Raw genomic sequence first — 24,367 nt, 5'->3', positions numbered from 1 at the left:
CCGGCCTGCTGGGCGCGGGCCGGCGGGCCGGGCTGGTGCGACGCACCGAGGGCAGCACGCAGCTGGAGCTGCTGCTGGAGCGGGTCGCACCGCGCCCGGAGCTGGTCATCGTCGGCGTCGGCGACGATGCGCGCTTGCTCTGCAGCCTGGCTCACCGGCTGCAGTGGCGGGTGACCGTCGCGTACCATGCGACGGATAAAGCGACGCGGGAGCGGTTCCCCGCAGCGGACGAGCTGCGGATGATCCCGCGACATGCGTTTGAGCAAGTCGACGTTCGGGGTAAATACGTCGTCGTGATGTCGCACAACCTGGACCTGGACCGGGAGGCGGTTCACCGGATGCTGACGCCGGAGGTCGCATATGTTGGCCTGGTCGGTTCCCGCTACCGGCTGGAGAAGATTCTGGAGCCGAGCCGGTCGGGAGATGAGCCGGACGGCGGGATCGATCCTAAGCTGCTGAACAAGCTGTATTCTCCAGTAGGCTTGGACATTGGCGCGGAAACCCCCGAGGAAATCGCCATGAGCATTCTGGCGGAGATGACCGCGGTCAAAAACGGCCGCAGCGGCGGTTTCCTTCGCGATCGTAAAGGAGCGGTCGGCGTTGGAAGTGGCGAAAGCGCTTTGACGTATTCGCGTTCTCCATTCCTTGACGCACCTTTATTCCCGGAGTCCTGCCGTGTGTGAACATGAAGCAGGAAAGCGAGCGGACGTCTGGGCGCTGATTCTGGCAGGCGGCGCTTCCCGGAGGATGGGAGAACCCAAGCTGCTGCTGCCGGCCCCGCACGGCAACCTGCTCAGGCAGACTGTGCATCAAGCGCTGGAGGCCGGGAACCTTCGTGTGGCGGTGATTGCCGCCGAAGGCGGTCCGGTTCGTCGAGAGCATATCCAGGGGCTTGCGGTGGAATGGCTGACCACATCGCACGCCGGGCGAGGGTTGGGTGCTTCGTTGGCAGCCGGGATCCGGCAGTTGGAAGAGCGCTTTGCCCCGGCAGCCGTCCTGATTCTGCTGGGGGATCAGCCGGAAATCTCGCCGGCAGCCGTCCGGCAAACGGCAGAAGCCTTCGCCGAAACCGGTGCCGGGATCGTTCAAACGCGCTATGACGATCGTCCGGCGCATCCCGTATTATTTGCGGCGCAGCTGTTCCCCAAATTGATGGCGCTGGACGGCGATGCCGGTGCCAAAGAGCTGCTGCAGCAATACAAGGACCAGATCTCTGAGGTGAAGATTTCCGGTCCAGCACCGCGGGATATCGACACCCCGGAGGAGTACGAACGGTATTTTCTGTCGGCATTTCCTAAAAGTTGACTTCGCAAAGGAGACACGATATCCTTAGGGCATCCAAGCATGAGGGGGACGGGACATGCCGCTGAATTACCGAATCGATCCAGAACGGGTTCGGATCCGCGAGACGACGAATGACGATGACGTGGAGTTCGAATTGACTTTCCTGCAGGATGAACCGCTTTTATCGAAAATGCGGGAAGTGCAGAAAGAGTTCGAGGACAACGACGTGTATACCGATGTTTTGTTTTATTTGAATCGGGATCAGGAACGCCAATACAAGATTATCGTTCGCAAAGATTTCTATGCGGACTTCCTGCTTGCATTATTGAAATATCGAATTCTGGAAGGGCTCGAATGGGCGGAATAACCAAGTCTTGAAGATGACGAACATACGAAAAAAATCCGTACCAGCGTTAAGATCACCCGGTACGGATTTTCTCATTTTTCTATGATACCTCCTAAACCGAAGACCGAACCTGTCCGCGCCGCTGTGCGCGTCTTGCAGCCCAGAACCTCCAGCCCGTCAGAAGCGCGGCCACGAGACAAATCGACGCCGACGTCATGAACACCACATGCATGCCGGACAGAAACAGGTCGGGGCGATCCGGCACCAGGCCGGTCACCCGCCGGCCGGCTCGGCTGCTCATAACGCTGAACAAGGTGGTGGTTGCGACGGTAATGCCGACAACCATGCCGATATTGCGCACGAGCGAGTTGATACTGCCGGCAATGCCGAGTTGGGTTTTCGGAATCTTCGACATCACCAGCGAATTGTTGGGCGATTGGAACAGGCCGCTGCCCAGGCCCAGCATGGCGATCCATACGCCCACCAGCGCTATGGGGCTGCTGCCGTGCAGACGGGCGAGCCCGATCTGTGCGATCACCATCACGATCAAGCCGGCGAACGTCAACAGCTCGGAGCCGATCTTATCGGATAACGCGCCGCTGAGCGGGGCGACGATGACCATGATAATCGGGAACAACATCATCAGAAATCCCGCGTGAGAAGGGGAGAGGTTGAGAATGCTCTGCGTATAGAACGGCGCCATGATATTAAAGCAGAAGTTGGCGACGAACACCAGGAATCCGGTCAGGATGCTTAAGCTGAACAACGGATTGCGGAACAAAGTAAGCTGAAGCATCGGCGCTTCGCTGCGTTTTTCGATCCATAGAAACACGATGAACACGACGGCTGCCAGCACGAGCGCCCCGATGATCCGAACGTCCTGATAACCGATCTGCTGACCCAGCAGCAACCCGGCGAACAACGCCAGGATGAAGAGGGGAAACAGCAGGCTGCCCGCTTTATCAATCTTCACCTTCAGTTTGGTCCGATCCGCCGGGAGCAGCTTCCAACCGATGGCGATGGCGATGAGGCCGACGGGCAGGTTGACCCAGAAAATATATTCCCAGCCCAAGGCGGAGACGATGACGCCTCCCAGACTGGGGCCGGCGATACTGCCCAGGGAGACGAACGTGCCGATGAGCCCGAGCGCCTTGCCCCGTTCTCCCGCCGGGAAGATATCGGTGACAATCCCCTGGCTGTTGGCCATCGTCATCGATGCCCCAAGCGCTTGCAGCAGCCGCGAGCCCACGAGCAGCGGCAAGCTGGAGCTGAAGCCGCACAGCAGGGAGCCAACAGTGAATATGACCATTCCCCATTTGAACACTTGTATTTTACCCACGATATCCCCCAATTTGCCGAAAAAGAGGATGGCCGCGCATATCATCATCAAATACGCGGTGACGACCCATTCAGCCTGGGCTACAGACAGTTCCAGCTCCTTGGAGATAACCGGAAGGGCAATATTGACGATGCTGCCGTCTAACGTCGACATAAACGTAAACAAATTTAACACAATGAGGATCAGCCAGCGTTTACGCTGAATGTCCGGATCCTCTTGATAGGAAGTCGTGCGAAGGTCCGAGCCTTGGAAACTTCGATTCATCTCAATACACCTCTCTATTCTCCATCCCACTTCGTTGCGTCTGCAACTAATTAAAGCATCCCCAGTGTACTCCAAATTAGTTGCGAGCGCAACAGATATCAGGTAAAATTTGCGTAAACCCAAAATGGCAAAGAGGTGCACGGGGATGAATAACCCTTCCGTGGGCAAATTGATTGCCTATCTTCAACGGATGAACCAAAAGGAAATGGCCGCGCTGTTGAAGCCGTACGAAATTGGCGGCGGGGGCAACCACAGCTATCTGTTGGCGATCTTAACAACGCCGGGGCTGAACCAGGATCAATTGACCAGTCTGGTTCAATTCGACAAGGCGACCACCACGCGTTCCGTCAAACAATTGGAGGAGGCCGGGTATATTGAACGCCGGGTCGATGAGCATGACCGCAGATCCATTCTGTTGTATCCAACGGCGAAAGGTCGGGCTTTTGAGCCTACTCTGCGCCAAATTCTTGCTGATTCTAACCGTCGATTGACGGCGGTATTAAGCGAAGCGGAGAAAGCCCAGCTTGAAGCGCTGCTGATCAAAATATATGAAAGCAAGCAGTCTGGTCATTAAGAGATCAAGTATTATTTCCCCTGGAACGATCGATGATGAAATGACGTGATCTCCCGAAACAGAGATTGGCCGTCGTCGGTGACCCTGAAGCGATCATTCAGCGGGAGATATAGAGCCCGGTAAGGTTCCGGGACCCAGATATATTGATGGACATAAGGGGTGACTCTGAAACCGCAATCGATCCAAAATCGGAGACGTTCGCGGTTTGTCTCGGTGTCCTCCGCTTCCGCCTCGATCACGATGGCTTCGGCTTGGTGTTCCTGCTCGGCATAGCCGCGGATTTGGGAGAAGAAGAGGTGGCCGAGACCGTGCCCCCTTTGATCTTGGCGAACCGCCATATAATCGAGAATCAACCGCTTGCGGCCCGGATTGCCGCTGATGCCGGTTACGGCCATCGCGATCGCCTCATGCTCATGATGTCCCGCATGCAGGCAGGCGATCCGGCGATCGAGCATCCCCCGCAGGATTTTCTCCGGTTTGGCCCCGTGCGGGAACGCTTCCCGATAAATCGGTCCGAGCTTGTCCCACCAGGCTTCATCCCACTCGGTTAAGGTTGTGAATGTCCATTGCATATGATGATCCCCTCGCTTGATGCTGTAGTTTACCTTTATTTTAACCGCTTTTCGCTTGTGCAGGACATATGTCCTTTCCAAACGGCAGAAGATATCCTTTAATAAGGTATTGATATAAAGGATCGGAAGATCCGTGAATGAGGAGAGAGACGATGAGGGGGATTTTGTTTGCGTTTTTGGCCGGGGCGTTTATCACCCTGCAGGGAGTGGCCAATACACGAATCAGTGCGGATATCGGCACATGGCCGGCGGCAGCGCTGACCCAGTTTACCGGTTTTGTCGCGGCGTTGCTCATTTGGGTGTTCGTGCGCGACGGAGGGATGAAGGATTTGCGGCAGGTACGCCCGCTATATATCAGCGGAGGGGCCTTGGCGGCGATTATCATTTTTAGCAATGTTACAGCGATCCAGCAGGTTGGGGTTACCTTAACCATCTCGGCGGTCCTGATCGCCCAGCTGTGTATTACCTTTCTCATCGACAGTCTGGGATGGTTCGGCGTACCCAAGCAAAAAATGCGGCTACCGCAATTTATCGGCATCGGCATGATGATCGCGGGAGTTATCATCCTCAAGTTTTAGCAGAGGCATCATGACCCCTGCGTCGGAGAGGAGAACGAACATGAAAGAAGTAGCGGACCCGGCCTTGTTGGCTGATTATATCGAAACGTATGGACTGCGAAAAGTTTTTCCCGAAGCATTGCTGCCTTACTTGTCGCTTTACGGATTTGAGCGGGGAGAACTGATCTGCACCCAAGGGGAACCTTCGCATTCCATGTACGTGCTGGTCCGAGGGAAGATCAAAATCTTCAACACTTCTCCGGAAGGACGCACGCTGGTGATCTCCTTTAAAAACCCGCTGGAGGTCGTGGGGGATGTTGAGTTTATTCGCGACGGGGATATAGTCAATACGGTTGAGGCGGTGTCTCCCGTTCATATGATCGGCGTGGAATATCGCTGGCTGCATCGATACGGTGCGGATCATTCGCCGCTGCTGTATTTTCTGCTGGACATCATCACGAAGAAGTTCTACATGAAATCCAGCTCCATGAGCTTCAACTTGCTGTATCCGGTAGAAATTCGACTGGCGAGCTATCTGTTGTCCGTTTCCTTTGACGAAGCGGATGCCCTGTTCCTCGGGAAGCTGGGGACGGCGGATCTGGCCGATGCCGCGAATTTGATCGGGACCAGCTATCGGCATTTAAACCGCGTGCTGCAGAAATTTGCAGGGCTGGGGTTGATCGAACGAAACCGGGAGGGCATCACGGTCAAGGATCGGGATGGCCTCCAGAATCTGGTCAGCCGGAATATTTATGAGTAGGGGGATATCAATGTGCTGTTAGGAATCTTGTTTGCGTTAACGGCCGGTGCGCTGGTCGGAATGCAAAATGTGTTCAATACGAAGGTGAATGAGCGGACGGGGAACTGGACAACAACGATGCTGGTGTTAGGTTTGGGATTTGCGGCTTCCTTCGCAATTGGCCTGTTCGTCGAAGGCAAAGGGATGTTTACCTCGTTAACCGGGATGCACCTCTGGTTCTGGTTCAGCGGTTTGATCGGAGTTGGGGTCGTCACCTGTATGGTGCAGGGGGTGAAGCTGCTGGGACCGACCTATGCCGTAGCCATCGTCATGACCTCGGAGCTGGGATTTGCCTTGCTGTTTGACTCCCTGGGCTGGTTAGGCCTGCAGAAGGTGCCGTTTACGCTTCATCAATTGATGGGCGTGCTTGTCATTGTCGGCGGAATTTTCGTATTTAAATTAGGCGGGCGGCGCGACAGCACTGAGAGCGTTGCTCGGAAGCAAGAAGTTATGAATTAGCGGGTTGGAAGGTTGAACGGAGATCTAGTTAGAGGAGGGTTCGTTATGGAGGGAATTATGGAGGCAAACATCGATAAAATCGCCTGGATCTGCCTGCGGGACGGCCGCATGTTGAACGTGCGTTCCAAGGGGAAGGAGCTTTTTTATGTGCCGGGCGGCAAAAGGGATGCAGGCGAGTCGGATCTTGAAACCTTGCAGCGGGAAATTCAGGAGGAGTTATCCGCCTCGGTCAAGCCCGATACGGCCGAATATTTTGCTACGTTCGAAGCGCAGGCCGACGGCAAGCCGGAGGGCGTGCTCGTGCGCATGACTTGTTACTTCGCCGAGGTGGAAGGCGAGCTTCAGCCGGCTTCCGAGATCGAGGAGATGGCTTGGCTCAGCTATGCGGAGCGCGATCGTACTTCGCTGATCAGCCGAATGATCTTTGACCGGCTGCATGAACTGAAATTGCTGTGACGAAAGGAGCGGTCATAACCATGCACATCAGACCTCTGCAAGCGGAGGATAACGCAGCGCTGGAGGCGGTGATCCGCGATTGCCTGATCGAGTTTGGCGGGAACCGGGAAGGGCTGGCTTGGCAAGATGACAGCTTGAGTTGCCTTTCCCGCTATTACGAGCCGGAGGGACGAGCCTATTGGGTGGTGGAGCAGAACGGCCGAGTGCTTGGCGGTGCGGGGATTGCCCCGTTTGCCGGGTCCGACGAGGTGTGCGAGCTCCAGAAAATGTATCTGCGGAGCGAGCTCCGCGGGACGGGGATTGCGGCTCGTTTGCTTCAGAAGTGCCTGGATTTCGCCAAGCTGCACTATGAGCAATGTTATCTGGAAACGCTGCAGACGATGGAGGCGGCAAATCGCTTTTATCGGAAGCAGGGCTTTCGTCAGCTGCAAGCACCTCTGGCAGGTTCGGAGCACTTCGCCTGCGATGCGTGGTATATTAGGGATTTACGATCATAACGATAGCAATTCAGCTCAAAAAAACGCCGTCCGGCGTTTTTTTGACGTTATAGGGCATTCTCCGACAACCTAAGGGATTTCCCTGATGGGAAGCGGAAGCGAAGAGTTCCATAATGGAATCAGAAGCTCGAATACCATTGATTCCCCGTCAAAGGCATTCATTTGGGCGATGAAGGAGTGAACGCTTCCGTGAAACGAAGATCAGGACTTAGCTTTTTTAAGAAGCCGGAAACGATTTCGGGAAACTGGACGAAAATCGAAGAGAAAAGCCGGGAATGGGAAAATATGTACCGCGGCCGCTGGTCGCACGATAAAGTGGTGCGGACAACGCATGGCGTGAACTGCACCGGTTCTTGCAGTTGGAAGGTATTTGTGAAAAATGGCATTATCACTTGGGAGAACCAGCAAATCGATTATCCGTCCTGCGGACCGGACATGCCGGAGTTCGAACCCCGCGGCTGTCCGCGAGGAGCTTCGTTCTCTTGGTACGAATACAGCCCGCTGCGGGTGAAATACCCTTATATGCGCGGTAAGCTGCTGCGCCTGTGGCGCGAAGCGATGACCAAACATCACGGGAATCCCCTGGAAGCCTGGGCAAGCATCGTGGAGAATCCGGAAGCCGCACAATCTTATAAACAGGCCCGAGGGAAAGGCGGTCATGTGCGCGTCACCTGGGAAGAAGCAACTCAGCTGATTTCGGCGCAATTACTTTATACCATTAAGAAATATGGACCTGACCGGATTGCCGGGTTTACGCCGATTCCGGCGATGTCGATGATCAGCTACGCCTCAGGCGCGCGCTTCATCTCATTGCTGGGCGGCGAAATGCTCAGCTTCTACGATTGGTATGCGGATCTGCCGCCGGCGTCCCCGCAAATTTGGGGCGAGCAAACCGACGTGCCGGAGTCGTCCGACTGGTACAACGCCGGATACCTCATCATGTGGGGCTCCAACGTCCCGCTGACGCGGACGCCAGATGCTCACTTTATGACCGAAGTTCGATATAAAGGCACGAAGGTAGTGTCGGTAGCGCCGGACCATGCGGAGAACGTGAAATTTGCCGATAACTGGCTGGCTCCGCATCCGGGGACGGACGCGGCGGTTGCGCAAGCGATGACGCATGTTATCCTTGACGAGTTCTATGTACAGCGCCAGGAACCGATGTTCCTGAACTACGCCAAGCAATACACGGACATGCCGTTCCTGATCTTGCTGGATCCGCACGAAGGCAGCTATAAGGCCGGACGGTTCCTGCGGGCAAGCGATTTGGGTCAGACAAGCGAGCATGCCGAATGGAAGCCGGTCATCTATGATGAGGCGGCTGGCGAATTGGTCGTACCGAACGGAACGATGGGTCAACGCTGGGAGAAGGATGTGAAGTGGAACCTGATTCTGGAGCGGGAAGACGGCAGCCGGATCCAACCGGCCCTATCGATCGAGCCCCATGGCGGCGAGTGGACAGAGATCGTATTCCCTTACTTCGACGCTGCTGGCAACGGCACCTTTACCCGGTCAATTCCGGCCAAAACCGTAACTCTGGCCGACGGTTCAACCCGGCTGGCCGCGACGGTTCACGATTTGATGCTCAGTCAATACGGCGTCAATCGCCCGGGCAGCACGTATGCTGCCAAGGGGTACGAGGATGCTGAATCGCATTATACCCCGGCCTGGCAAGAGCGGATCACCGGCGTTAAGGCGTCGCTTGTGGTGCAGATCGCCCGCGAGTTTGCGCAGAACGCGCTCGATACCGGCGGACGCTCGATGATTATCATGGGTGCCGGGATCAACCACTGGTTTAACAGCGATACGATCTACCGCTCGATTCTGAACCTAGTGGTCCTGACGGCTTCCCAAGGCGTGAATGGCGGCGGCTGGGCCCACTACGTCGGGCAGGAGAAATGCCGGCCGATCGAAGGCTGGTCGACCATCGCTTTCGCCCGCGACTGGCAGGTGCCGCCGCGGCTGCAGAACGCGACTTCGTTCTTCTATTTCGCCACGGACCAATGGAAATACGAGGAGATGAGCGCGGATTCGCTGAAATCGCCGACCGGCGGCGACATTCCGTACCGTCATCCGGCGGATTACAATGTGCTGGCGGCTCGTCTGGGCTGGTTGCCGTCGTATCCGCAGTTCAACAAAAGCAGCCTGGCGTTCGCCGAAGAAGCCGCCGCCCTGGGCAAAACGGACAATGCCGAGATCGTTCAGCATGCGTATGAGCAAGTGATATCCGGCGAAACGAAGTTTGCCGTAGAGGATCCGGACGCGCCGGAGAACTTCCCGCGTTCGTTGTTCGTCTGGCGCTCCAACTTGATCTCCAGCTCGGCGAAGGGGCAAGAGTTCTTCATGAAGCATCTGCTCGGTACGCATAACGGACTGTTGTCGAACCCGAATGAAGAAGAGAAGCCGGAAGAGATCGTCTGGCGCGATGAGGTTGAAGGCAAGCTGGATCTGCTGGTATCGCTGGATTTCCGCATGACGGCGACGCCGATGTATGCAGACATCGTGCTTCCGGCGGCAACCTGGTACGAGAAAGTCGATATTTCCTCAACCGATATGCATCCGTTCGTGCATCCGTTTAATCCGGCGATCGATCCGCTGTGGGAATCGCGGACGGACTGGGATATATACCGGACACTGGCTAACGTTTTGTCCGAAATGGCGAAGGAGCATATGCCGGGGGTGTATAAAGATCTGGTCACCTCTCCGCTCGGTCACGATTCCATGGCGGAGATTGCTCAGCCTTACGGGGAAGTGAAGGATTGGAAACGCGGAGAAGTGAAACCGGTCCTCGGCAAGACCATGCCTGGCTTTGCGGTCGTCGAACGCGATTATACGAAGATCTATGACAAGTACATTACGCTGGGGCCGAACCTGGAATCCGGCAAGGTTGGCGCGCACGGGGTTTCGTTCTCCGTGAAGGAAGAGTATGAGGATCTGAAAAAAATCAACGGTTCGTATATCGACGATACGATTAAAAACGGCCGGCCGAAGCTGCGTACGGCCAGACAGGCGGCCAATGCCGTACTTCACCTGTCCTCGGCAACCAACGGCAAGGTCTCGCAGCGCGCCTGGGAATCGGCGGAACAGGATACGGGCGTGGAACTGAAGGATATTTCGGCCGACCGTGCAGCCGAACGGATTACGTTCGCCAATATCACTGCGCAGCCGCGCGAAGTCATTCCGACCCCGGTGTTCAGCGGCTCGAACAAATCGGGACGCCGCTATTCGCCGTTTACAACAAACATCGAACGGCTCGTGCCGTTCCGGACGCTGACCGGACGCCAGCATTTCTATCTGGATCATCAAATCTTCCTGCAATTCGGGGAAGCGCTCCCGGTCTACAAACCAACGCTGCCGCCGATGGTGTTCGGTCCGCGCGACAAACAAGTCGAAGGGGGCAAGGATGCGCTGGTGCTGCGGTATTTAACACCGCACGGCAAATGGAACATCCACAGCACCTATCAGGATAATCAGCATATGCTCACCTTGTTCCGCGGAGGTCCGACGGTATGGATCAGCAACGAGGATGCCGAAGCGCACCAGATCAACGATAACGATTGGCTGGAGGTCTATAACCGCAACGGCGTTGTGACGGCAAGGGCGGTGGTCAGCCACCGGATGCCGAAAGGCACGATGTTTATGTATCATGCCCAGGACAAACACATCAATGTGCCGGGCTCGGAAATCACCCAGGAGCGGGGCGGAAGCCACAATGCTCCGACGCGGATTCACTTGAAGCCAACGCAGCTCGTCGGAGGTTATGCGCAGCTCAGCTACGGCTTCAACTACTACGGACCGATCGGCAACCAGCGCGATGTCTACGTTGCCGTGCGCAAACTGAAGGAGGTTGACTGGCTTGAAGATTAAAGCGCAAATCGCCATGGTGATGAACCTGGACAAATGCATCGGCTGTCACACCTGCAGCGTGACCTGCAAGAGCACCTGGACCAACCGGGAAGGCGCCGAATATATGTGGTTTAACAACGTGGAAACGAAGCCGGGCATCGGTTACCCGAAACGTTGGGAGGACCAGGAGCACTACAAAGGCGGCTGGACGCTGCGCAACGGCAAGCTGGAGCTGAAGTCCGGCAGCAAGCTGTCCAAGATCGCGCTCGGCAAAATTTTCTACAATCCGGACATGCCGGAAATGAAGGATTACTATGAACCCTGGACTTATGATTATGAGAAGCTGACGAATTCGGGGGAGAAGAAACATCAGCCTGTTGCACGGCCTAAATCCGTCGTGACCGGCGACAAGATGGACCTGGACTGGGGGCCGAACTGGGAAGACGATCTGGCAGGCGGCCATATCACCGGGCCGAAGGACCCGAATATTGAGAAGATCGAAGAAGAGATCAAATTCAACTTCGAGCAGTCGTTCATGATGTATTTGCCGCGCCTCTGCGAGCATTGCCTGAATCCAAGCTGCGTGGCCTCCTGTCCGTCGGGCGCCATCTACAAACGCGATGAGGACGGCATCGTCCTCGTCGACCAGGAAGCTTGCCGCGGCTGGCGTTACTGCATGACGGGCTGCCCTTACAAGAAGGTCTACTTCAACTGGAAAACCAATAAAGCGGAGAAGTGTACATTCTGCTTCCCAAGAATTGAAGCGGGTCTTCCGACCGTATGCTCCGAGACATGTACCGGACGCATTCGCTATCTGGGCGTGCTGCTGTATGATGCCGATCGCGTGCAAGAAGCGGCTTCCACTCCGGAGGAGAAGGATTTATACGAGGCGCAGCTCGGCTTGTTCCTCGATCCGCAAGATCCGAAAATCATCGAACAAGCCCGCAAGGACGGCCTGTCCGAGGAATGGATCGAAGGGGCGCAAAATTCACCGGTCTACAAGCTGGCGATCGAATACAAGCTGGCGTTCCCGCTGCATCCGGAATACCGCACGCTGCCGATGGTTTGGTACGTGCCGCCGCTCAGCCCGATTATGAGCCATTTTGAAGGCAAAGATTCGATTGAGAATCCGGACCTGATCTTCCCGGCGATTGAAGAAATGAGAACGCCGCTGCAATATCTGGCCAATCTGTTGACGGCAGGGGATACGGAAACGGTCAAAATCGCTCTGCAGCGCATGGCGATGATGCGTTCCTACCAACGCGCGCAATTCTCCAAACAAGCCTTCGATGAAAGCCGTTTAGCTCGCGTTGGACTTACCGCGCAGCAGATCGAGGAAATGTACCGCTTGCTGGCCATCGCGAAATACGAGGATCGGTTCGTGATCCCGACATCGCATAAAGAAGGGTACATGGACCCCTACCGGGCTCAGGGCACGACCGGGTTCGGCATGGACTGTGACGGCTGCGGTCCGGCTACCCCGATTCCCGCCAGCTCGTCGAAGAGCGGCCGAGATTTGTACGAACAAAACTTCTATGGGGGGATCTGGCGTGATTGATCTGGCCAAACTGGATGAACATCGCGAGCTGTTTGGCTTCTTTGCCGGGCAGCTCATCTACCCCGATAAGGAAACGTTCGCATTGATCCGCGAGATTGAGGAAGCGGACCTTCCCCAAACGGTGAAGGAGCCGTTGTTCAAGTACCGCGAACAGATGCTGCTGCTGACCATGGAAGAGATAGAAGAGCTGTACGTAGATACTTTTGATTTTGAGAAATCCTCCACTCTTTACATGACCTACTTTAAATATGAAGAATCCAAAGAGCGCGGACAACTGCTGACTTCGCTCAAAGCGGTCTATGAGATGTTCGGGATGGAGATGGTTGATCGAGAATTGCCGGATTTTCTGCCCCTTATGCTGGAGTTCCTGTATGTGGCGGATTGGCTGGACCATCCTCATGCCGAGGCGGGCATGCATACGGTGATTACGATCTTAGAAGACGGTACTTATGAGTTGATGAAGGCTTTGGAGCCCAAGGGGAACCCGTATTACGATCTGATCAAAGCGCTTCGGGAGACGTTTAAACGATGCTTGTCACAGGAGGTGAAGGTTCATGAATCTGTTTGAGCAATTTCTATGGGTAATCTTCCCTTATCTATGCGTGGCAACGTTTGTGGTGGGACATATTTTCCGCTACCGTTATGATCAGTTTAACTGGACGGCCAAATCCAGCGAATTTATCGAGAAGAAGAGGCTGATGCTGGGCAGTATGCTGTTTCATATCGGGATCATCCCGGTCATCATGGGTCACGTGGCAGGGTTAGGCATTCCGAAGGAATGGATGACCGCGATTGGCGTGAGCGAGCATTTGTATCATATCGGAGCGATGTACGGCGGCGGCTTCTTCGGCGTCGTCACGTTCGCCGGGATGCTAATCCTGACGATGCGCCGTTTGACCAAGAAAAACGTACGCCGCCTCAGCTCCGCGTCGGATATGATCGTGAACGGACTACTGCTGTTCATCATTTTCATGGGAATGTTCTCCACGTTGGTTACGAACAACGTACAGCCGGATTTTGATTATCGGGAGACGATCTCCGTCTGGTTCCGCAACCTGTTGATCCTCCGTCCGGAGGCATCCTACATGGCGGAGGTGCCGATCTCGTTCCAAATCCACATCTTGGCGGGGTTCCTGATCTTCTCCTTGTGGCCGTTTACTCGTCTTGTCCACGTCTGGAGCGTCCCCTTGAATTATGCCCGGAGAAGCTATATCCTTTATAGGAAGAATCGCTCGCATACTGCGGGACGTTAAGGATTTGAAGTTAGGGAGACGAGTACATGAATCCAACCTCCAGTTGCTACCAGGATATGATCGACCAGTTAAGAGAACAGATGGGGTATGACTTCGTGTCGCTAGCCTTCGCCGAATCGGCGGTTAACGATTTCGTCCTTACCTGGAAATACGCCTCGGGCAACTTGAATAACCGCTACAAACGCATCGTTCTCCAGTCGGGAAAGGGGATTGCCGGCATCGTGTTTAAGACCGGCAGTCCCATGTTAGTTCCCCGTGTTGTCGAAGGGCTTCCTCCCCAGGAGATGTACAATTATCCGATTCTGATCTCGGAACGGTTAACCAGCCTGGCGGCGATTCCGTTGTACTTGGCGGATCGGGTGGAAGGCGTGCTTCTGGCAGGCTATCGCGGGGAGCAGCGGATGTCGCAGGACGGGGTGCGCCGGCTGTATGAGAAGCTTCAGGGCAGGTTTGGCGATTTTGAGATCAAGGAGCTGATCCCGTGAATCCGTTATCCTTGAAGGTTCCGATCGAGCTGCTGCAGAAGCAATTTGAACACAGCTCCGACGCGATCATCTTCTTTGACGCCAGCCATCGGGTCATGGCGATGAATCCCCAGGCTGAACGTCTGCTGGATCGCCGGGTACTGGAGGAACCGGCCGGTTCAGACAGCAATGCGTTCTGTTTCTCCTGCCGAGGTTATACAAGTGAAGAAGAACCGATGTCCTGTTTGAATTGCTACCTTTCCAATACGGAGAAGGACTTCAGCTCCTTTCAACTGTACCTGGAGACGAGAACCAAAGGCGTGGTGCCGTTTTCGGCCAGTTTTCAGACGGTGGACGGGGCGGCGGGGATCCGGGTGCTGATCCTGCGCGATTTGACGAATCAGCTCATGACACAGCAGATGCTGAATCGCAACACCATGATGAAGAGCGTAATCAAAGCTCAGGAAGACGAACGCAAACGGATCTCCCGCGAGCTGCACGACAGCGTAGCCCAAGAGCTGATCAGCTCCCTGGTAGATCTGCGGGTGTTGAAATATTTGAATGTCCAGGAGGAAGCTTTGCAGAAAATCCAGCAAACCGAAGCTTCCCTTACGAGACTGCTGGAGCAAATCCGAAACCTGTCGGTGGAGCTGCGGCCCGCCTCGCTGGATGATCTCGGTTTGGACGCCGCCTTCCGCTCGCATTTTAAATGGATTGAGAAGAACTATGGCGTGCTGGTCCGTTTTGTTGCGGAGCTTAGCGGTCAACGATTTAATAGTGAAGTAGAGACGGTCGTTTACCGGGTATGTCAGGAGTCGGTGCTTAATGCCCTGAAATATGCCGACGTTGACGAGGTTGACGTACGTTTATTTGCCTCCGAACATCTGCTGGAGCTTATCGTTTCCGATGAAGGCAGCGGATTTGACGTGAACACGAACGATCCGAAGGGAACCGGGCTTGGTATCTACGGGATGAAGGAACGGGCCGAGCTGGTGGGCGGAGAGATTATTCTGACTTCAGAGCGGGGGAGAGGCACAACCGTGCATTTGCGGATCCCGCTTGCAGCGGTCTCTCCTTGAACGTCTGCTGCAAACGATGAAGGGCAGGGAGGTAAGGGAAGTGAAAGTGGTAATCGCGGATGATCATGCCGTCGTCCGAAGCGGTTTTGCAATGATCATTAATTTTCAAGAGGATATGGAAGTTGTGGCGACGGCTGCAGACGGGATCGAGGCGTACAAAATGGTTGCCAAACACCGGCCCGACATTCTGCTGATGGATCTCAGCATGCCCCCGGGGGAAAGCGGCTTAATCGCCACGGCCAAAATCCATGAGGATTTTCCCGAAACCCATATCATTATCCTGACGATGCATGATGACGAGGAATATTTGTTTCATGTACTTAAGAAAGGCGCGCGCGGGTATGTCCTGAAGAACTCTCCGGATGAACAGCTCGTCTCGGCCATTCGCATGGTGCATCAAGGCGGGGTTTATATTCACCCGAAGCTCGCTTCTTCCCTTGTTCGTGAATTCGTGAACCAAGATCAGCAGGCGGATGAGAGCAACCCGTACCAACTGTTGTCCACCCGTGAGGTCGAGATTCTGCCGCTGGTGGCCAAGGGTTACGGAAATAAGGAAATTGCCGAAATGCTGCATATCTCCGTCAAAACGGTGGAAGCACATAAAGCCAAAATCATGGAAAAACTGAATTTGAAATCAAGACCTGAGCTGGTGGAGTACGCCATCAAGAAAAAGCTGTTGGATTTCTAACGGAGGCTGGGGACATGGAACAAGGAACACTGCTGAGCGAATTGCCCGCCATGCGTATTCTGGAGAATGAGCATCGGTATTTGGCCAGCTTAATGAATGATTGGCATTCCATTGTGCTAGACTTTCAAAATGACCGCTATACAATCGAGCCGGCAAAGTCCCAATTCGCCCGATTGCGCGGGCTGCTGAGCGATTTCAAATCTCCTTTGCGCAAGCATTTTCACAAAGAAGAGGCTTATTTTTTTCAACGATTAGGGAAAAAGATCGGATACGATCAGGGACCGATCGTTTCGATCGAGCAGGAGCATGAGGAAATCTTAGCTTACCTTGACCATTTTCTTCATTATGCGAACGGCGAGTTTACGCTGGAAGAGATGAGGGTTTTATCCAGAGATGCGGGCGAAGCGTTCGAGATTTTGACGGTGCATTTCGTCAAGGAGGAAACCGTGTTGTTTCCGATGACCGGACAGGTGATGAAACTGACAGAACAAGAGCAGTTGAATAAGGAGCTGTACACCCTGATTGTTGAATAGATTCCTGTTCAATGAGCAGCCCATAAACATCAACCGATGCTTATGGGCTTTTTTGTGTCTAAATCGGTCCGTTAGGGAGTTTCCCGGGGCGAACGGGGGAAAACCCTATTCAGGCTCGATCAGGGAATCGGCTAAAATACGGGTGGGGAATTCGATGGTTATTCAGAAAGTCAATTTGGAAAAAGGTGATCGATTTGATAAGAAAAGTTCAATTACCATTGCAAACCTTAAATCTGATTGTCGGTTTTATGGTGTGGGTCATTATCTCCTCGCTCCTGTCGTTTATGGGCGACGATATTTCCATTCCTCCCGACAAGGTCGCGATCATTACGGCGATTCCCGTCGTCTTGGGTTCCGTACTCCGTATCCCGATCGGGTATTATGCCAACATCTTCGGGGCGCGGATCGTCTTCTTGATCAGCTTTATTCTGCTGCTATTTCCGGTGTATTACATCAGTGAAGCAAGTACGTATGTAGATCTGATCATTGGCGGGTTGTTCCTCGGGATTGGCGGGGCCGTGTTCTCTGTAGGCGTGACCTCGCTGCCGAAATATTATCCGAAAGAGCGCCACGGCCTGGTTAACGGCGTGTATGGTCTGGGGAATCTCGGGACTGCGGTGACCTCGTTCTCCGCGCCGGTTATCGCCACGCAAATAGGCTGGTCGGCGACGGTGAAGCTGTATTTGATCCTTCTGCTGATCTTTGCAGCGCTGAATCTCTTCTTCGGGGACCGCAAGGAACCGAAAGTGAAAACGGCGATGATGGAGCAAATCAAAGGGGTATACAAAAACGAAAAGCTTTGGCTGTTCTCTCTCTTGTACTTTATTACTTTTGGTTCGTTTGTCGCCTTCACCGTGTATCTGCCCAATTTCCTGGTGACGAATTTTGATCTGACCAAAGTGGATGCGGGAATGCGCACCGCGGGTTTTATCGCGCTGGCCACGTTTATGCGTCCGGTTGGCGGATGGCTGGCGGACCGGTTTAATGCCTTGATGCTGCTGATTGTCGTATTTGCAGGCTTCACGTTAGCGGCGATCGTGCTGGCTTTCTCTCCGACATTTCCCCTCTATACGGTTGGCTGCCTCGTCATCGCCATGGTTGCGGGAACAGGCAACGGGGTGATCTTTAAGCTCGTCCCGCAATATTTCAACAAGCAGGCGGGGATCGTCAACGGGATCGTCTCGATGATGGGCGGCTTGGGCGGATTCTTCCCGCCGCTGCTGCTGTCCTACATCCATTCGGTGACCGGCCAGTATTCCATCGGCTTTATGCTGTTGTCGCAAGTAGCGCTGGCCAGCTTGATTCTTGTGCTCTGGATGATCTACTCCGATAAGCTGAGCTTATCTTCGGAGGTCTTCAACAATACGGCACAGGGCATTTTGGTGACGGACCCGAAAGGCACGATTGTGGCGGTGAATCCGGCGTTTACGGCGGTAACCGGGTTTAATGAGCGGGAAGCCCTCGGTCAGAAGCCAAGCATTTTGCGTGCGAATCGGCAAGCTCCTGATTTTTATGTGCGCATGTGGAAGAGCATCAAGGAATCCGGCATGTGGCAGGGCGAAATCTGGAATAAACGCAAGAACGGCGAAATCTATCGGCAATGGTTGAACATCAGCGCTGTAAAAGATGAGACCGGAGAGGATATTCATTATGTGGGGACGTTCTCCGAGCTTCCGGATGCGAAATCGGAGAGATAAAGGCTGGCCAGGAAGGGAAAAGCGATTAAACAGGAACGGCTGTTTAATCGCTTTTTTTCTAAGTTAAATCACATAAATACATTCTTCGGCGGGCTTCGACCGGATGCCGAATTCAAACGTATCCTGACGAAGTCCCCGCCGCATCGTTTCCAGCGACAGAATATCCTGCGGCTGAATATTGCCCAAGTGAACGCCCGCGCCGAATTTCCGCAGCAGCAGCACCTGTTGATGCTTCAGCGGAGCTTCCCACATCAGCCTTGTCGTATCAGGGACAAACTTAAGGATATTGTCCAATATATCCTGGCGGCATTCACCTTGCTCATCGAAGATGCCCACGCCCATCCCGGATTCCCGGGCTTCGACCGTCATCAATTCGGCACCGGCTTCAAGATCGGCCTCCTGGGTTTCCGCCAAATGGGTCGCATCGATTAAGGAGCCGGATAATTTCTTACCAAATTCGGTGACGACACGCAAGCCCCTGCTTTTGCCTTCTTGAATCAATTCCGTACGACGTTTGCGGGGGAGCTCAATGGTGCCGTCCGACACCTCAATGCCGTTAAAGCCAAGCCGGCAGATGGTATTAAAGAATTCCGAGACCACATCCTGTTGAACCGCCGTCTCCAGCAAGGTTCCACCAGGCATCACCATGATGCCTTGCTGCTTGGCAAGGTTGATCTTGTACATCAACAGTTCGGTGCTGTAGAGCGGGGCGGTGCCGAACCCCAATTTGATGCAATTTACGTAACCCGCGGCCAGTTCAATGAAATCCGTAAAGGCGGTCCGCCCGAGTCCTTTATCGATGACCATTGTCAAGCCCGTGCCGGTAACCGGCAGCTCCGGCAAGCTCTCTTTGGGCTCAACCGATTGACGCCGTCCGCTCGGATCAAACAACTCGGCAGGCCATACGGCACGTAAGGTACTCTTCATACTGGAATCTCCTCGTTTCCTATTGACTTATCGTTTCACCGATGACATAGGCATCATATGCGAATCAGCCGCAGCAGGTGCCCATAAATTTACCAATTCATGGTGAATGATCAGTTGATTTGACGAGGAGGCTTGATCAGGAAAAATACCAGTCCCAACGTAACCAAAGACAAGCTGGACACGCTGATGAACACGACGCGGTCGGAGATGTCCATCATCCACCCGAATAGGGGGGGACCAAAGGCAACGCCCAAAAAGCGCAAGCTGTTGTACAGCGAGGTAATCATGCCGCGTTCGCTTTTTTGGACCGAACCGGTGATCATCGTATTCAGGCAGGGCAGAAGCAAGCCGGTTCCAATGCTGCTGACCGTCAGCAAACCGATAAATACATAAATGTTCTTAAAGAAGAAGATCGTTGCCGCCAGCGACAGGGTCATCATCACCAGTCCGATATTCATCAGCCAGCGGATCAGCAGCCCTTTCTTCTTGATCAAGCTGCCTGTCGTATAGGAAGTGATCACCATGCCGAGCAGGGGGATCGCCAGAATGGCGCCCTTAAGGACCCCGTCGATATGGTAAGGCGCATCTTCCAAGGTGTTGGACAAGTAAAACAGAACTCCAAATAAAATGAAAAGTCCCAATGACCCGGCGAAAAAGCAGGTGATCAACCAGCTTCCTTTTTTGCGGAAAATTTGCCCGATTTTATGAACGTAAGCCTTTAACTTTTGGGGTTCGCCCAGCTTGGGTTCCTTGATCAGAAACAGGACGGCCAGCAAAGACAAGGCGCAGAACACGGGGAATGCGAAAAACGAGGCATACCAAACAATCAGCACCAGTAAGGACCCTATAATCGGGCTAAGCACCTTGCCGACGCCGTTGGAAGCCTCAATCAGGCCCAAGGCTTTGCTCTCGGTCCCGCCTTTGTACAAATCCCCGACTAATGCCATGGCGATAGGTGCCGTTCCCGCCGCAGCCATCCCCTGAATGGCCCGAGCCGTGATGATGACGGCATACGAGTCCCAAATCGCGCCAAAACCGGCCAGAACCCCGGCACCGCCATAGACGATCAATGCCGGAATGATGATTTTCTTGCGTCCAAAACGGTCGGACAGATAACCGATCACCGGAATGAACAGGCCGGCGGCTAAGGAGAAGATCGAAATAATCAAGCTGCTTTGAAATTTGCTGATTCCCAGCTGGCGCTGCATTTCCGGCAAAACCGGCACCAGCATCGAGTTCCCGAATACCAGCACGATCGGAATCGTGGCGATGGCCACAAACTCCCAAATCCGTCCTTTCGATTCGTTTTGCTCCGAGGTTTTCGTTTTCTCCGTTGATGGTTCGGCCGCTTCCTCCTCGGGCAGAGAGATATCGCTCTGGAACGCAATGTGCAGCCTTTTCCGTGATTTGGTGTTATTCATTGGTTTAGCTCCTCAGCGTTGAAGTAAGAACCTAAAGGATATGTTCATTATTTGTCATTCGGAAATCGGGTATGCATCAGTTAAGCACGGCCCCCCACCTGTCGGGCATAAGCTGATATTGTTCATTGCAGAAGGGTAGGGGAAACATGATCCAAATCGTACAGGGGAATAACCACCGGCTGGCAGATGCGGAGATCCATGTGGTGATCGATGTGATCCGCGCCTTTACGGTGGCACATTACGCATTTATTCAGGGAGCAAACCGGATTATTTTGGCCGGTTCGCTGGAAGAGGCGTTTCGCTTCAAAAGGGGCCATCCGGATCATCTGCTGGCGGGTGAAATCAGTGGTTTACCTATTCCGGGTTTTGATTTAGATAATTCGCCTGCACGGATCGCGCAAGCGGACCTCTCCGGGAAAACGCTGATTCAGAAAACAACCAACGGGGTGGAAGCCACATTGAATTCCCTGAATGCCAAGCAGATATTCGTTACGGGATTTTCCAATGCCGCCACGACGGCAGCATGGATCAAAAGCCGGTTGATGGGGGGGCGCCCCGAGCCGTCGATGCATCTCATCGCTTCGCATCCGTCCGGTGATGACGATCTAGCTTGCGCAGAATATATCGCCGGTATTCTGCGGGGAGACGGACAGCCCACCGCGGCGCAAACGCTGGAGCGGATTCGCCGATCGGAGGCGGCCGCCAAGTTTTTTGACCCGGAGCAGCCGGCATTTTGGCCTGAAGATATGGAGCTGTGCTTGCGGGAATGCCCGTCCGATTTTGTGATGAAGGTGGCGATCCATGACGGGGTCCCTGTCATTGAACGGGAGCATATAAAGTAAGGGAGAATCATGTTGGATTCTCCCTTACTGGGTCCTACTCCGGTTTTTTGACAAGCAGCGGTGGGGGAATCAACCAGCCTTTGTCTTTGCTCATGCGCAAGATCCTTAATGCTAGTGCGGTTTTGGTCGCATGGTATTTGGCATACAACGCACCGATATCCTCACGGATCGATAACCCCATCGCCCCGCTGCAGCCGGCCAAGGAAGTGGCGGTATCCATGGCGAGTTTTGCCCCGATTTCCGGATCGGCAAATCTGGCGCCTGGAGGGATATCCTCCAGCTTCACTTCCGGCCGCTCCGGCAGCATCGGGGAAGGGGTGATCCCATTGTCCGTTAACAGCTTGTCCAATTCTTTAATCTCCAGCTTGGCTTGATCCATCAGATCCTTCAGAATCTCCTTGAGATCCTTATCGCCGGCATGATACGTGAACAGCTGATAGCAGGACAAAGTCATTTTGGCCGCCATCGAGCTTTCCCAAATGGTAAATATTTCGCCGTAATGCATCGGCTCGTGCTTCGGATTGCCGTCTAACACACCCATGAAGATTCTCCTTTGCTTTTTCAAATTACCTTGCTATGCGTAGTATGTCTCTGCATGGGAGGTTATATGATGGAGGTTTGTGTGTCCAACTAGGCACTTTTGCAGCAATTCATTTGTTATAGAGTTAGTTAAAGGCAAGGAGGGGAACTTTTTCCTGGATACGCCGTCTATACTTTATAGATTAGCAAGAAAGGAGAAACGAGAATGAAGTTAGGCAAAATTCGGCTGCGGCCGGCGGTTTACGGCGCGTTGGCGACAACGCTCGCCTGGATCATGACCGCGAACCCGGTTGCTGCCGCAGAGGCGGAGTTTTACCATGCCTATACGAACCCGGATACGAAAGAAGCTTACTATAATGCCTATTTAACGGCAGATGACGGAAAATCGGAGCGGAAGGTTTTGTCCTGGACAGAGGACGGGACTTGGTATGTGCTTCCCGATACCGTCAGCGATCTGTGGGGCGACGAAATGAGTCCCTATGTGCGTGTATTGACGCAGGGATTAAATCCGCCTCCGTTCAGCGAAGTCTACCTGGATACGTCCGCAGACCGGTTGGTAGGGAAGACCGGATATCAGAACTCCCCAAGCGGCAAGTTTGGGGTTCGAAAAGTGATTTATTTCGAAGGTTCTTCTTCCAAGCGGGTGGCTTTGTTCGTGAAAAACAACCAGAACGGCGTGATTCGACTGGTTTCTGATGGCGGAGAATGGCCGGTCACCTACTGGCTTCCGGACGGCACCCTGCTCATGGAACGATACAGCGAGGCGGCCAAGCAGAATGAAATCGTACGTCTGAATCCGGATACGCTTGAAACACATCGATTGTTGCTGGCTTCTTTGCTGGGTTATGACGAACAAGAGGGACAACTGCTGTTGACCTATAATGAACCCGCCCGTAAGCCGTATCTCTACGATGTGAGGACTCGAAAGGTGCGGAGCGTCACGGATCAGGAAGTCAAAAATTTCTATGACCCATTGCCGGTTCCGATTCAGACGAAAGCACCTGAGGTTCCTGCGGATTTGGAACTTGAGAAGTTGCCGGTCAAGGCGCTCGAGTACGTTCAGAAGGGGGATGCCAATCTGACGGTAAACGGTACGAAAATCGCCTTGCCGTTCGTCTTTTTTGGCCTCGACCGGAAGTTGTATGTTCCGATTCGCCCTGTTTCTGAAGCTCAGAACTGGCAGGTGAAGCAGGGGGAAGATAAAAATGGGAAGTCCTTCAGTTATACCGTTTCGACAGGGAAACAATCCGTTCAAGTGAATCCATCGAACGCCAAGGTTATCGAAGATCGGTTGTACATTCAAGCCGACGCCTTGAATCGATTGGCTACCGATTGGGCAATCGAATGGGTACCTGTTCAATAATCTTGACTTAGCCAAGAAAGCCGGCTGCTTCGTGCGGTCGGCTTTCTTCGTTCAGGCTAACGATGTAACGTATATTGATTCGCTTTACTAACGCGCCGAATCAACTCGACTTCCCGGGGGCTTAACTCCGGCGCATCGGCTGCGGCAAGATTCTGCAGCAACTGCTCGCGCGAGCTGGCGCCGGGGATGGTCACAGCTACAACCGGATGGGCTAACGAATACCGGATGGCCAGCTGCGTTAAGCTGCGTTCCGGCCGTTCCAGTTCTTGCAGCGCTCGCCGCAGGTCCATAAGCTCGTTCAGCTCGTAATCGAGTACGCCCTTGACCGGTTCGCGCTGAGCCGCCAGCGCACCGCTGGCTAACGGGCCTCGGGCGATAACGCGGATCTGATGCTCCTGAAGCAAAGGAAATACGGCTTCTTCGCCGCGCCGATCCACGATGCTGTAGGGGTTCATGACGCTGACGATCGAGGAGCGGGAGACATATTCACGTATCACATTGGGGCGTATGGAAGAAATCCCGTATTCACGGATAAGACCTTCCTGTTTGAGCTGTTCGAACGCTTCGATGGTTTCGTCAATCGGATCTTCGATCGTCCCGCCATGCAGTTGATATAAATCAATATAGTCGGTACCCAGCCGGCGCAGGCTGTCTCTGACTGCAGAGCGGATATATGCCTTGGAGGGATCCCAGCTCCAGCCTTCCTGACCCGGTATCCGGCGGTTGCCTACCTTGGTTGCCAGGATGACCTGGTCTCGGCGTCCTTTGATGGCCTTGCCGACGATTTCTTCGTTGGTTCCGGCGTCGTACAAATCGGCGGTATCCAGAAAGTTAACGCCCCGGTCCAGCGCTTCGTGGATCAGACCGATCGCTTTCGACTCCTCCGTCCCGAGCGACATGCAGCCAAGTCCAATTTCGCTGACGATCAGGTCGGAGGAGCCCAGACGGTTCTTCTTCATCTGCAGAACTCCTTTTCTCTATCCATGACGTTTTCATGATCTTATAGAAA

26 protein-coding genes are annotated in these 24,367 nt (G+C 54.1%); 20 read left to right on the top strand and 6 right to left on the bottom strand.

Annotated features, from left to right (window positions below; all coding sequences use genetic code 11):
- The 3 genes from BN3795_RS16510 to BN3795_RS16500 form a co-directional block, all read left to right on the top strand.
- Nucleotides 1–683, top strand: a 683-nt coding sequence (locus BN3795_RS16510; RefSeq protein WP_198524738.1) for an XdhC family protein, incomplete at its 5' end; no start/stop codon positions are given.
- Nucleotides 676–1,305: a nucleotidyltransferase family protein gene (locus BN3795_RS16505; protein ID WP_068785789.1), complete on the top strand. Its 630-nt coding sequence runs from the start codon at nt 676–678 to the stop codon at nt 1,303–1,305. The genes BN3795_RS16510 and BN3795_RS16505, both read left to right, overlap by 8 nt.
- 55 nt (nt 1,306–1,360) lie before the next feature.
- On the top strand, nt 1,361–1,651 hold the full coding sequence (locus tag BN3795_RS16500) for a hypothetical protein (RefSeq protein WP_068785788.1): 291 nt from the start codon (nt 1,361–1,363) through the stop codon (nt 1,649–1,651).
- Nucleotides 1,652–1,742: 91 nt separating this feature from the next.
- Here BN3795_RS16500 and BN3795_RS16495 read toward each other — a convergent pair whose 3' ends face one another.
- On the bottom strand, nt 1,743–3,233 hold the full coding sequence (locus BN3795_RS16495; protein ID WP_068785787.1) for an MFS transporter: 1,491 nt from the start codon (nt 3,231–3,233) through the stop codon (nt 1,743–1,745).
- Nucleotides 3,234–3,378: 145 nt separating this feature from the next.
- On the opposite strand from BN3795_RS16495, the gene BN3795_RS16490 reads away from it, so the two are divergent.
- The gene (locus tag BN3795_RS16490) at nt 3,379–3,807 is read left to right on the top strand and encodes a MarR family winged helix-turn-helix transcriptional regulator (protein WP_068785786.1); all 429 of its coding nucleotides are present in this window, start codon (nt 3,379–3,381) and stop codon (nt 3,805–3,807) included.
- Nucleotides 3,808–3,818: 11 nt separating this feature from the next.
- Here the strand turns inward: BN3795_RS16490 and BN3795_RS16485 are convergent, their stop codons facing one another.
- Entirely contained in the window at nt 3,819–4,379 is a 561-nt protein-coding gene (locus BN3795_RS16485; RefSeq protein WP_068785785.1) for a GNAT family N-acetyltransferase, read from the bottom strand.
- Between the two features lie 152 nt (nt 4,380–4,531).
- Here BN3795_RS16485 and BN3795_RS16480 point away from each other — a divergent pair, with 152 nt between their 5' ends.
- The 14 genes from BN3795_RS16480 (at nt 4,532) to BN3795_RS16415 (ending at nt 18,265) form a co-directional block, all read left to right on the top strand.
- Nucleotides 4,532–4,957 carry a DMT family transporter gene (locus BN3795_RS16480; RefSeq protein WP_068785784.1) on the top strand — a complete coding sequence of 142 codons (426 nt, stop codon included), beginning with the start codon at nt 4,532–4,534 and terminating at the stop codon, nt 4,955–4,957.
- Between the two features lie 40 nt (nt 4,958–4,997).
- Nucleotides 4,998–5,696, top strand: a complete 699-nt coding sequence (locus BN3795_RS16475; RefSeq protein WP_068785783.1) for a Crp/Fnr family transcriptional regulator — start codon at nt 4,998–5,000, stop codon at nt 5,694–5,696.
- A 12-nt stretch (nt 5,697–5,708) separates the two neighbouring features.
- Nucleotides 5,709–6,194 (top strand): DMT family transporter, encoded by a 486-nt coding sequence (locus BN3795_RS16470; RefSeq protein ID WP_068785782.1) that lies wholly within the window; start codon nt 5,709–5,711, stop codon nt 6,192–6,194.
- Nucleotides 6,195–6,251: 57 nt separating this feature from the next.
- A complete protein-coding gene (locus BN3795_RS16465; RefSeq protein WP_068785797.1) occupies nt 6,252–6,650 on the top strand; it encodes an NUDIX hydrolase in 399 nt (132 codons plus the stop codon).
- A gap of 20 nt (nt 6,651–6,670) precedes the next feature.
- Entirely contained in the window at nt 6,671–7,147 is a 477-nt protein-coding gene (locus tag BN3795_RS16460; protein ID WP_068785781.1) for a GNAT family N-acetyltransferase, read from the top strand.
- A 189-nt stretch (nt 7,148–7,336) separates the two neighbouring features.
- A complete protein-coding gene (locus BN3795_RS16455; RefSeq protein ID WP_068785780.1) occupies nt 7,337–11,014 on the top strand; it encodes a nitrate reductase subunit alpha in 3,678 nt (1,225 codons plus the stop codon).
- Nucleotides 11,004–12,551, top strand: coding sequence for a nitrate reductase subunit beta (gene narH, locus BN3795_RS16450; protein ID WP_068785779.1), 1,548 nt, complete (start codon nt 11,004–11,006; stop codon nt 12,549–12,551). The genes BN3795_RS16455 and narH overlap by 11 nt, the downstream gene beginning before the upstream one ends.
- Nucleotides 12,544–13,119, top strand: coding sequence for a nitrate reductase molybdenum cofactor assembly chaperone (gene narJ / locus BN3795_RS16445; RefSeq protein WP_068785778.1), 576 nt, complete (start codon nt 12,544–12,546; stop codon nt 13,117–13,119). Before narH ends, narJ begins: the two co-directional genes overlap by 8 nt.
- Nucleotides 13,106–13,804, top strand: a complete 699-nt coding sequence (gene narI, locus BN3795_RS16440; RefSeq protein ID WP_068785777.1) for a respiratory nitrate reductase subunit gamma — start codon at nt 13,106–13,108, stop codon at nt 13,802–13,804. Before narJ ends, narI begins: the two co-directional genes overlap by 14 nt.
- Before the next feature lie 26 nt (nt 13,805–13,830).
- Nucleotides 13,831–14,289, top strand: a complete 459-nt coding sequence (locus BN3795_RS16435) for a GAF domain-containing protein (RefSeq protein ID WP_068785776.1) — start codon at nt 13,831–13,833, stop codon at nt 14,287–14,289.
- The gene (locus tag BN3795_RS16430; protein WP_068785775.1) at nt 14,286–15,347 is read left to right on the top strand and encodes a sensor histidine kinase; all 1,062 of its coding nucleotides are present in this window, start codon (nt 14,286–14,288) and stop codon (nt 15,345–15,347) included. Before BN3795_RS16435 ends, BN3795_RS16430 begins: the two co-directional genes overlap by 4 nt.
- 40 nt (nt 15,348–15,387) lie before the next feature.
- Entirely contained in the window at nt 15,388–16,035 is a 648-nt protein-coding gene (locus tag BN3795_RS16425; protein WP_068785774.1) for a response regulator, read from the top strand.
- Between the two features lie 14 nt (nt 16,036–16,049).
- Nucleotides 16,050–16,568 carry a hemerythrin domain-containing protein gene (locus tag BN3795_RS16420; RefSeq protein ID WP_068785773.1) on the top strand — a complete coding sequence of 173 codons (519 nt, stop codon included), beginning with the start codon at nt 16,050–16,052 and terminating at the stop codon, nt 16,566–16,568.
- Nucleotides 16,569–16,762: 194 nt separating this feature from the next.
- Nucleotides 16,763–18,265, top strand: a complete 1,503-nt coding sequence (locus BN3795_RS16415) for a nitrate/nitrite transporter (RefSeq protein WP_068785796.1) — start codon at nt 16,763–16,765, stop codon at nt 18,263–18,265.
- Nucleotides 18,266–18,328: 63 nt separating this feature from the next.
- Here BN3795_RS16415 and comA read toward each other — a convergent pair whose 3' ends face one another.
- Both comA and BN3795_RS16405 read right to left on the bottom strand, forming a co-directional pair.
- Nucleotides 18,329–19,192, bottom strand: a complete 864-nt coding sequence (gene comA / locus BN3795_RS16410; RefSeq protein ID WP_068785772.1) for a phosphosulfolactate synthase — start codon at nt 19,190–19,192, stop codon at nt 18,329–18,331.
- Nucleotides 19,193–19,302: 110 nt separating this feature from the next.
- Nucleotides 19,303–20,613 carry an MFS transporter gene (locus BN3795_RS16405; protein WP_068785771.1) on the bottom strand — a complete coding sequence of 437 codons (1,311 nt, stop codon included), beginning with the start codon at nt 20,611–20,613 and terminating at the stop codon, nt 19,303–19,305.
- Nucleotides 20,614–20,759: 146 nt separating this feature from the next.
- Between BN3795_RS16405 and BN3795_RS16400 the strand changes: the two genes are divergently transcribed.
- Entirely contained in the window at nt 20,760–21,455 is a 696-nt protein-coding gene (locus BN3795_RS16400) for a 2-phosphosulfolactate phosphatase (protein WP_068785770.1), read from the top strand.
- A gap of 34 nt (nt 21,456–21,489) precedes the next feature.
- Here the strand turns inward: BN3795_RS16400 and BN3795_RS16395 are convergent, their stop codons facing one another.
- The gene (locus BN3795_RS16395; protein ID WP_068785769.1) at nt 21,490–21,996 is read right to left on the bottom strand and encodes a DUF3231 family protein; all 507 of its coding nucleotides are present in this window, start codon (nt 21,994–21,996) and stop codon (nt 21,490–21,492) included.
- Nucleotides 21,997–22,200: 204 nt separating this feature from the next.
- Here BN3795_RS16395 and BN3795_RS16390 point away from each other — a divergent pair, with 204 nt between their 5' ends.
- Nucleotides 22,201–23,358 carry a TolB-like translocation protein gene (locus BN3795_RS16390; RefSeq protein WP_068785768.1) on the top strand — a complete coding sequence of 386 codons (1,158 nt, stop codon included), beginning with the start codon at nt 22,201–22,203 and terminating at the stop codon, nt 23,356–23,358.
- 56 nt (nt 23,359–23,414) lie between these two features.
- On the opposite strand, the gene BN3795_RS16385 is transcribed toward BN3795_RS16390, so the two are convergent.
- Nucleotides 23,415–24,317, bottom strand: coding sequence for an aldo/keto reductase (locus tag BN3795_RS16385; RefSeq protein WP_068785767.1), 903 nt, complete (start codon nt 24,315–24,317; stop codon nt 23,415–23,417).
- Nucleotides 24,318–24,367: the final 50 nt, after the last annotated feature.

The sequence above is a fragment of the Paenibacillus phocaeensis genome, assembly GCF_900021165.1.
GTDB classification, from domain to species: domain Bacteria; phylum Bacillota; class Bacilli; order Paenibacillales; family Paenibacillaceae; genus Fontibacillus; species Fontibacillus phocaensis.
Note: the sequence above shows the minus strand (reverse complement) of the source record. Positions and strands in the feature narration are given on the sequence as shown.

Coding starts and splice junctions, on each gene's coding strand:
- BN3795_RS16500 (WP_068785788.1), top strand. CDS start 1,361: ATGCCGCTGAATTACCGAATCGATCCAGAACGGGTTCGGATCCGCGAG.
- BN3795_RS16495 (WP_068785787.1), bottom strand. CDS start 3,233: ATGAATCGAAGTTTCCAAGGCTCGGACCTTCGCACGACTTCCTATCAA.
- BN3795_RS16490 (WP_068785786.1), top strand. CDS start 3,379: ATGAATAACCCTTCCGTGGGCAAATTGATTGCCTATCTTCAACGGATG.
- BN3795_RS16485 (WP_068785785.1), bottom strand. CDS start 4,379: ATGCAATGGACATTCACAACCTTAACCGAGTGGGATGAAGCCTGGTGG.
- BN3795_RS16480 (WP_068785784.1), top strand. CDS start 4,532: ATGAGGGGGATTTTGTTTGCGTTTTTGGCCGGGGCGTTTATCACCCTG.
- BN3795_RS16475 (WP_068785783.1), top strand. CDS start 4,998: ATGAAAGAAGTAGCGGACCCGGCCTTGTTGGCTGATTATATCGAAACG.
- BN3795_RS16465 (WP_068785797.1), top strand. CDS start 6,252: ATGGAGGCAAACATCGATAAAATCGCCTGGATCTGCCTGCGGGACGGC.
- BN3795_RS16460 (WP_068785781.1), top strand. CDS start 6,671: ATGCACATCAGACCTCTGCAAGCGGAGGATAACGCAGCGCTGGAGGCG.
- narI (WP_068785777.1), top strand. CDS start 13,106: ATGAATCTGTTTGAGCAATTTCTATGGGTAATCTTCCCTTATCTATGC.
- BN3795_RS16435 (WP_068785776.1), top strand. CDS start 13,831: ATGAATCCAACCTCCAGTTGCTACCAGGATATGATCGACCAGTTAAGA.
- BN3795_RS16420 (WP_068785773.1), top strand. CDS start 16,050: ATGGAACAAGGAACACTGCTGAGCGAATTGCCCGCCATGCGTATTCTG.
- comA (WP_068785772.1), bottom strand. CDS start 19,192: ATGAAGAGTACCTTACGTGCCGTATGGCCTGCCGAGTTGTTTGATCCG.
- BN3795_RS16405 (WP_068785771.1), bottom strand. CDS start 20,613: ATGAATAACACCAAATCACGGAAAAGGCTGCACATTGCGTTCCAGAGC.
- BN3795_RS16400 (WP_068785770.1), top strand. CDS start 20,760: ATGATCCAAATCGTACAGGGGAATAACCACCGGCTGGCAGATGCGGAG.
- BN3795_RS16395 (WP_068785769.1), bottom strand. CDS start 21,996: ATGGGTGTGTTAGACGGCAATCCGAAGCACGAGCCGATGCATTACGGC.
- BN3795_RS16390 (WP_068785768.1), top strand. CDS start 22,201: ATGAAGTTAGGCAAAATTCGGCTGCGGCCGGCGGTTTACGGCGCGTTG.
- BN3795_RS16385 (WP_068785767.1), bottom strand. CDS start 24,317: ATGAAGAAGAACCGTCTGGGCTCCTCCGACCTGATCGTCAGCGAAATT.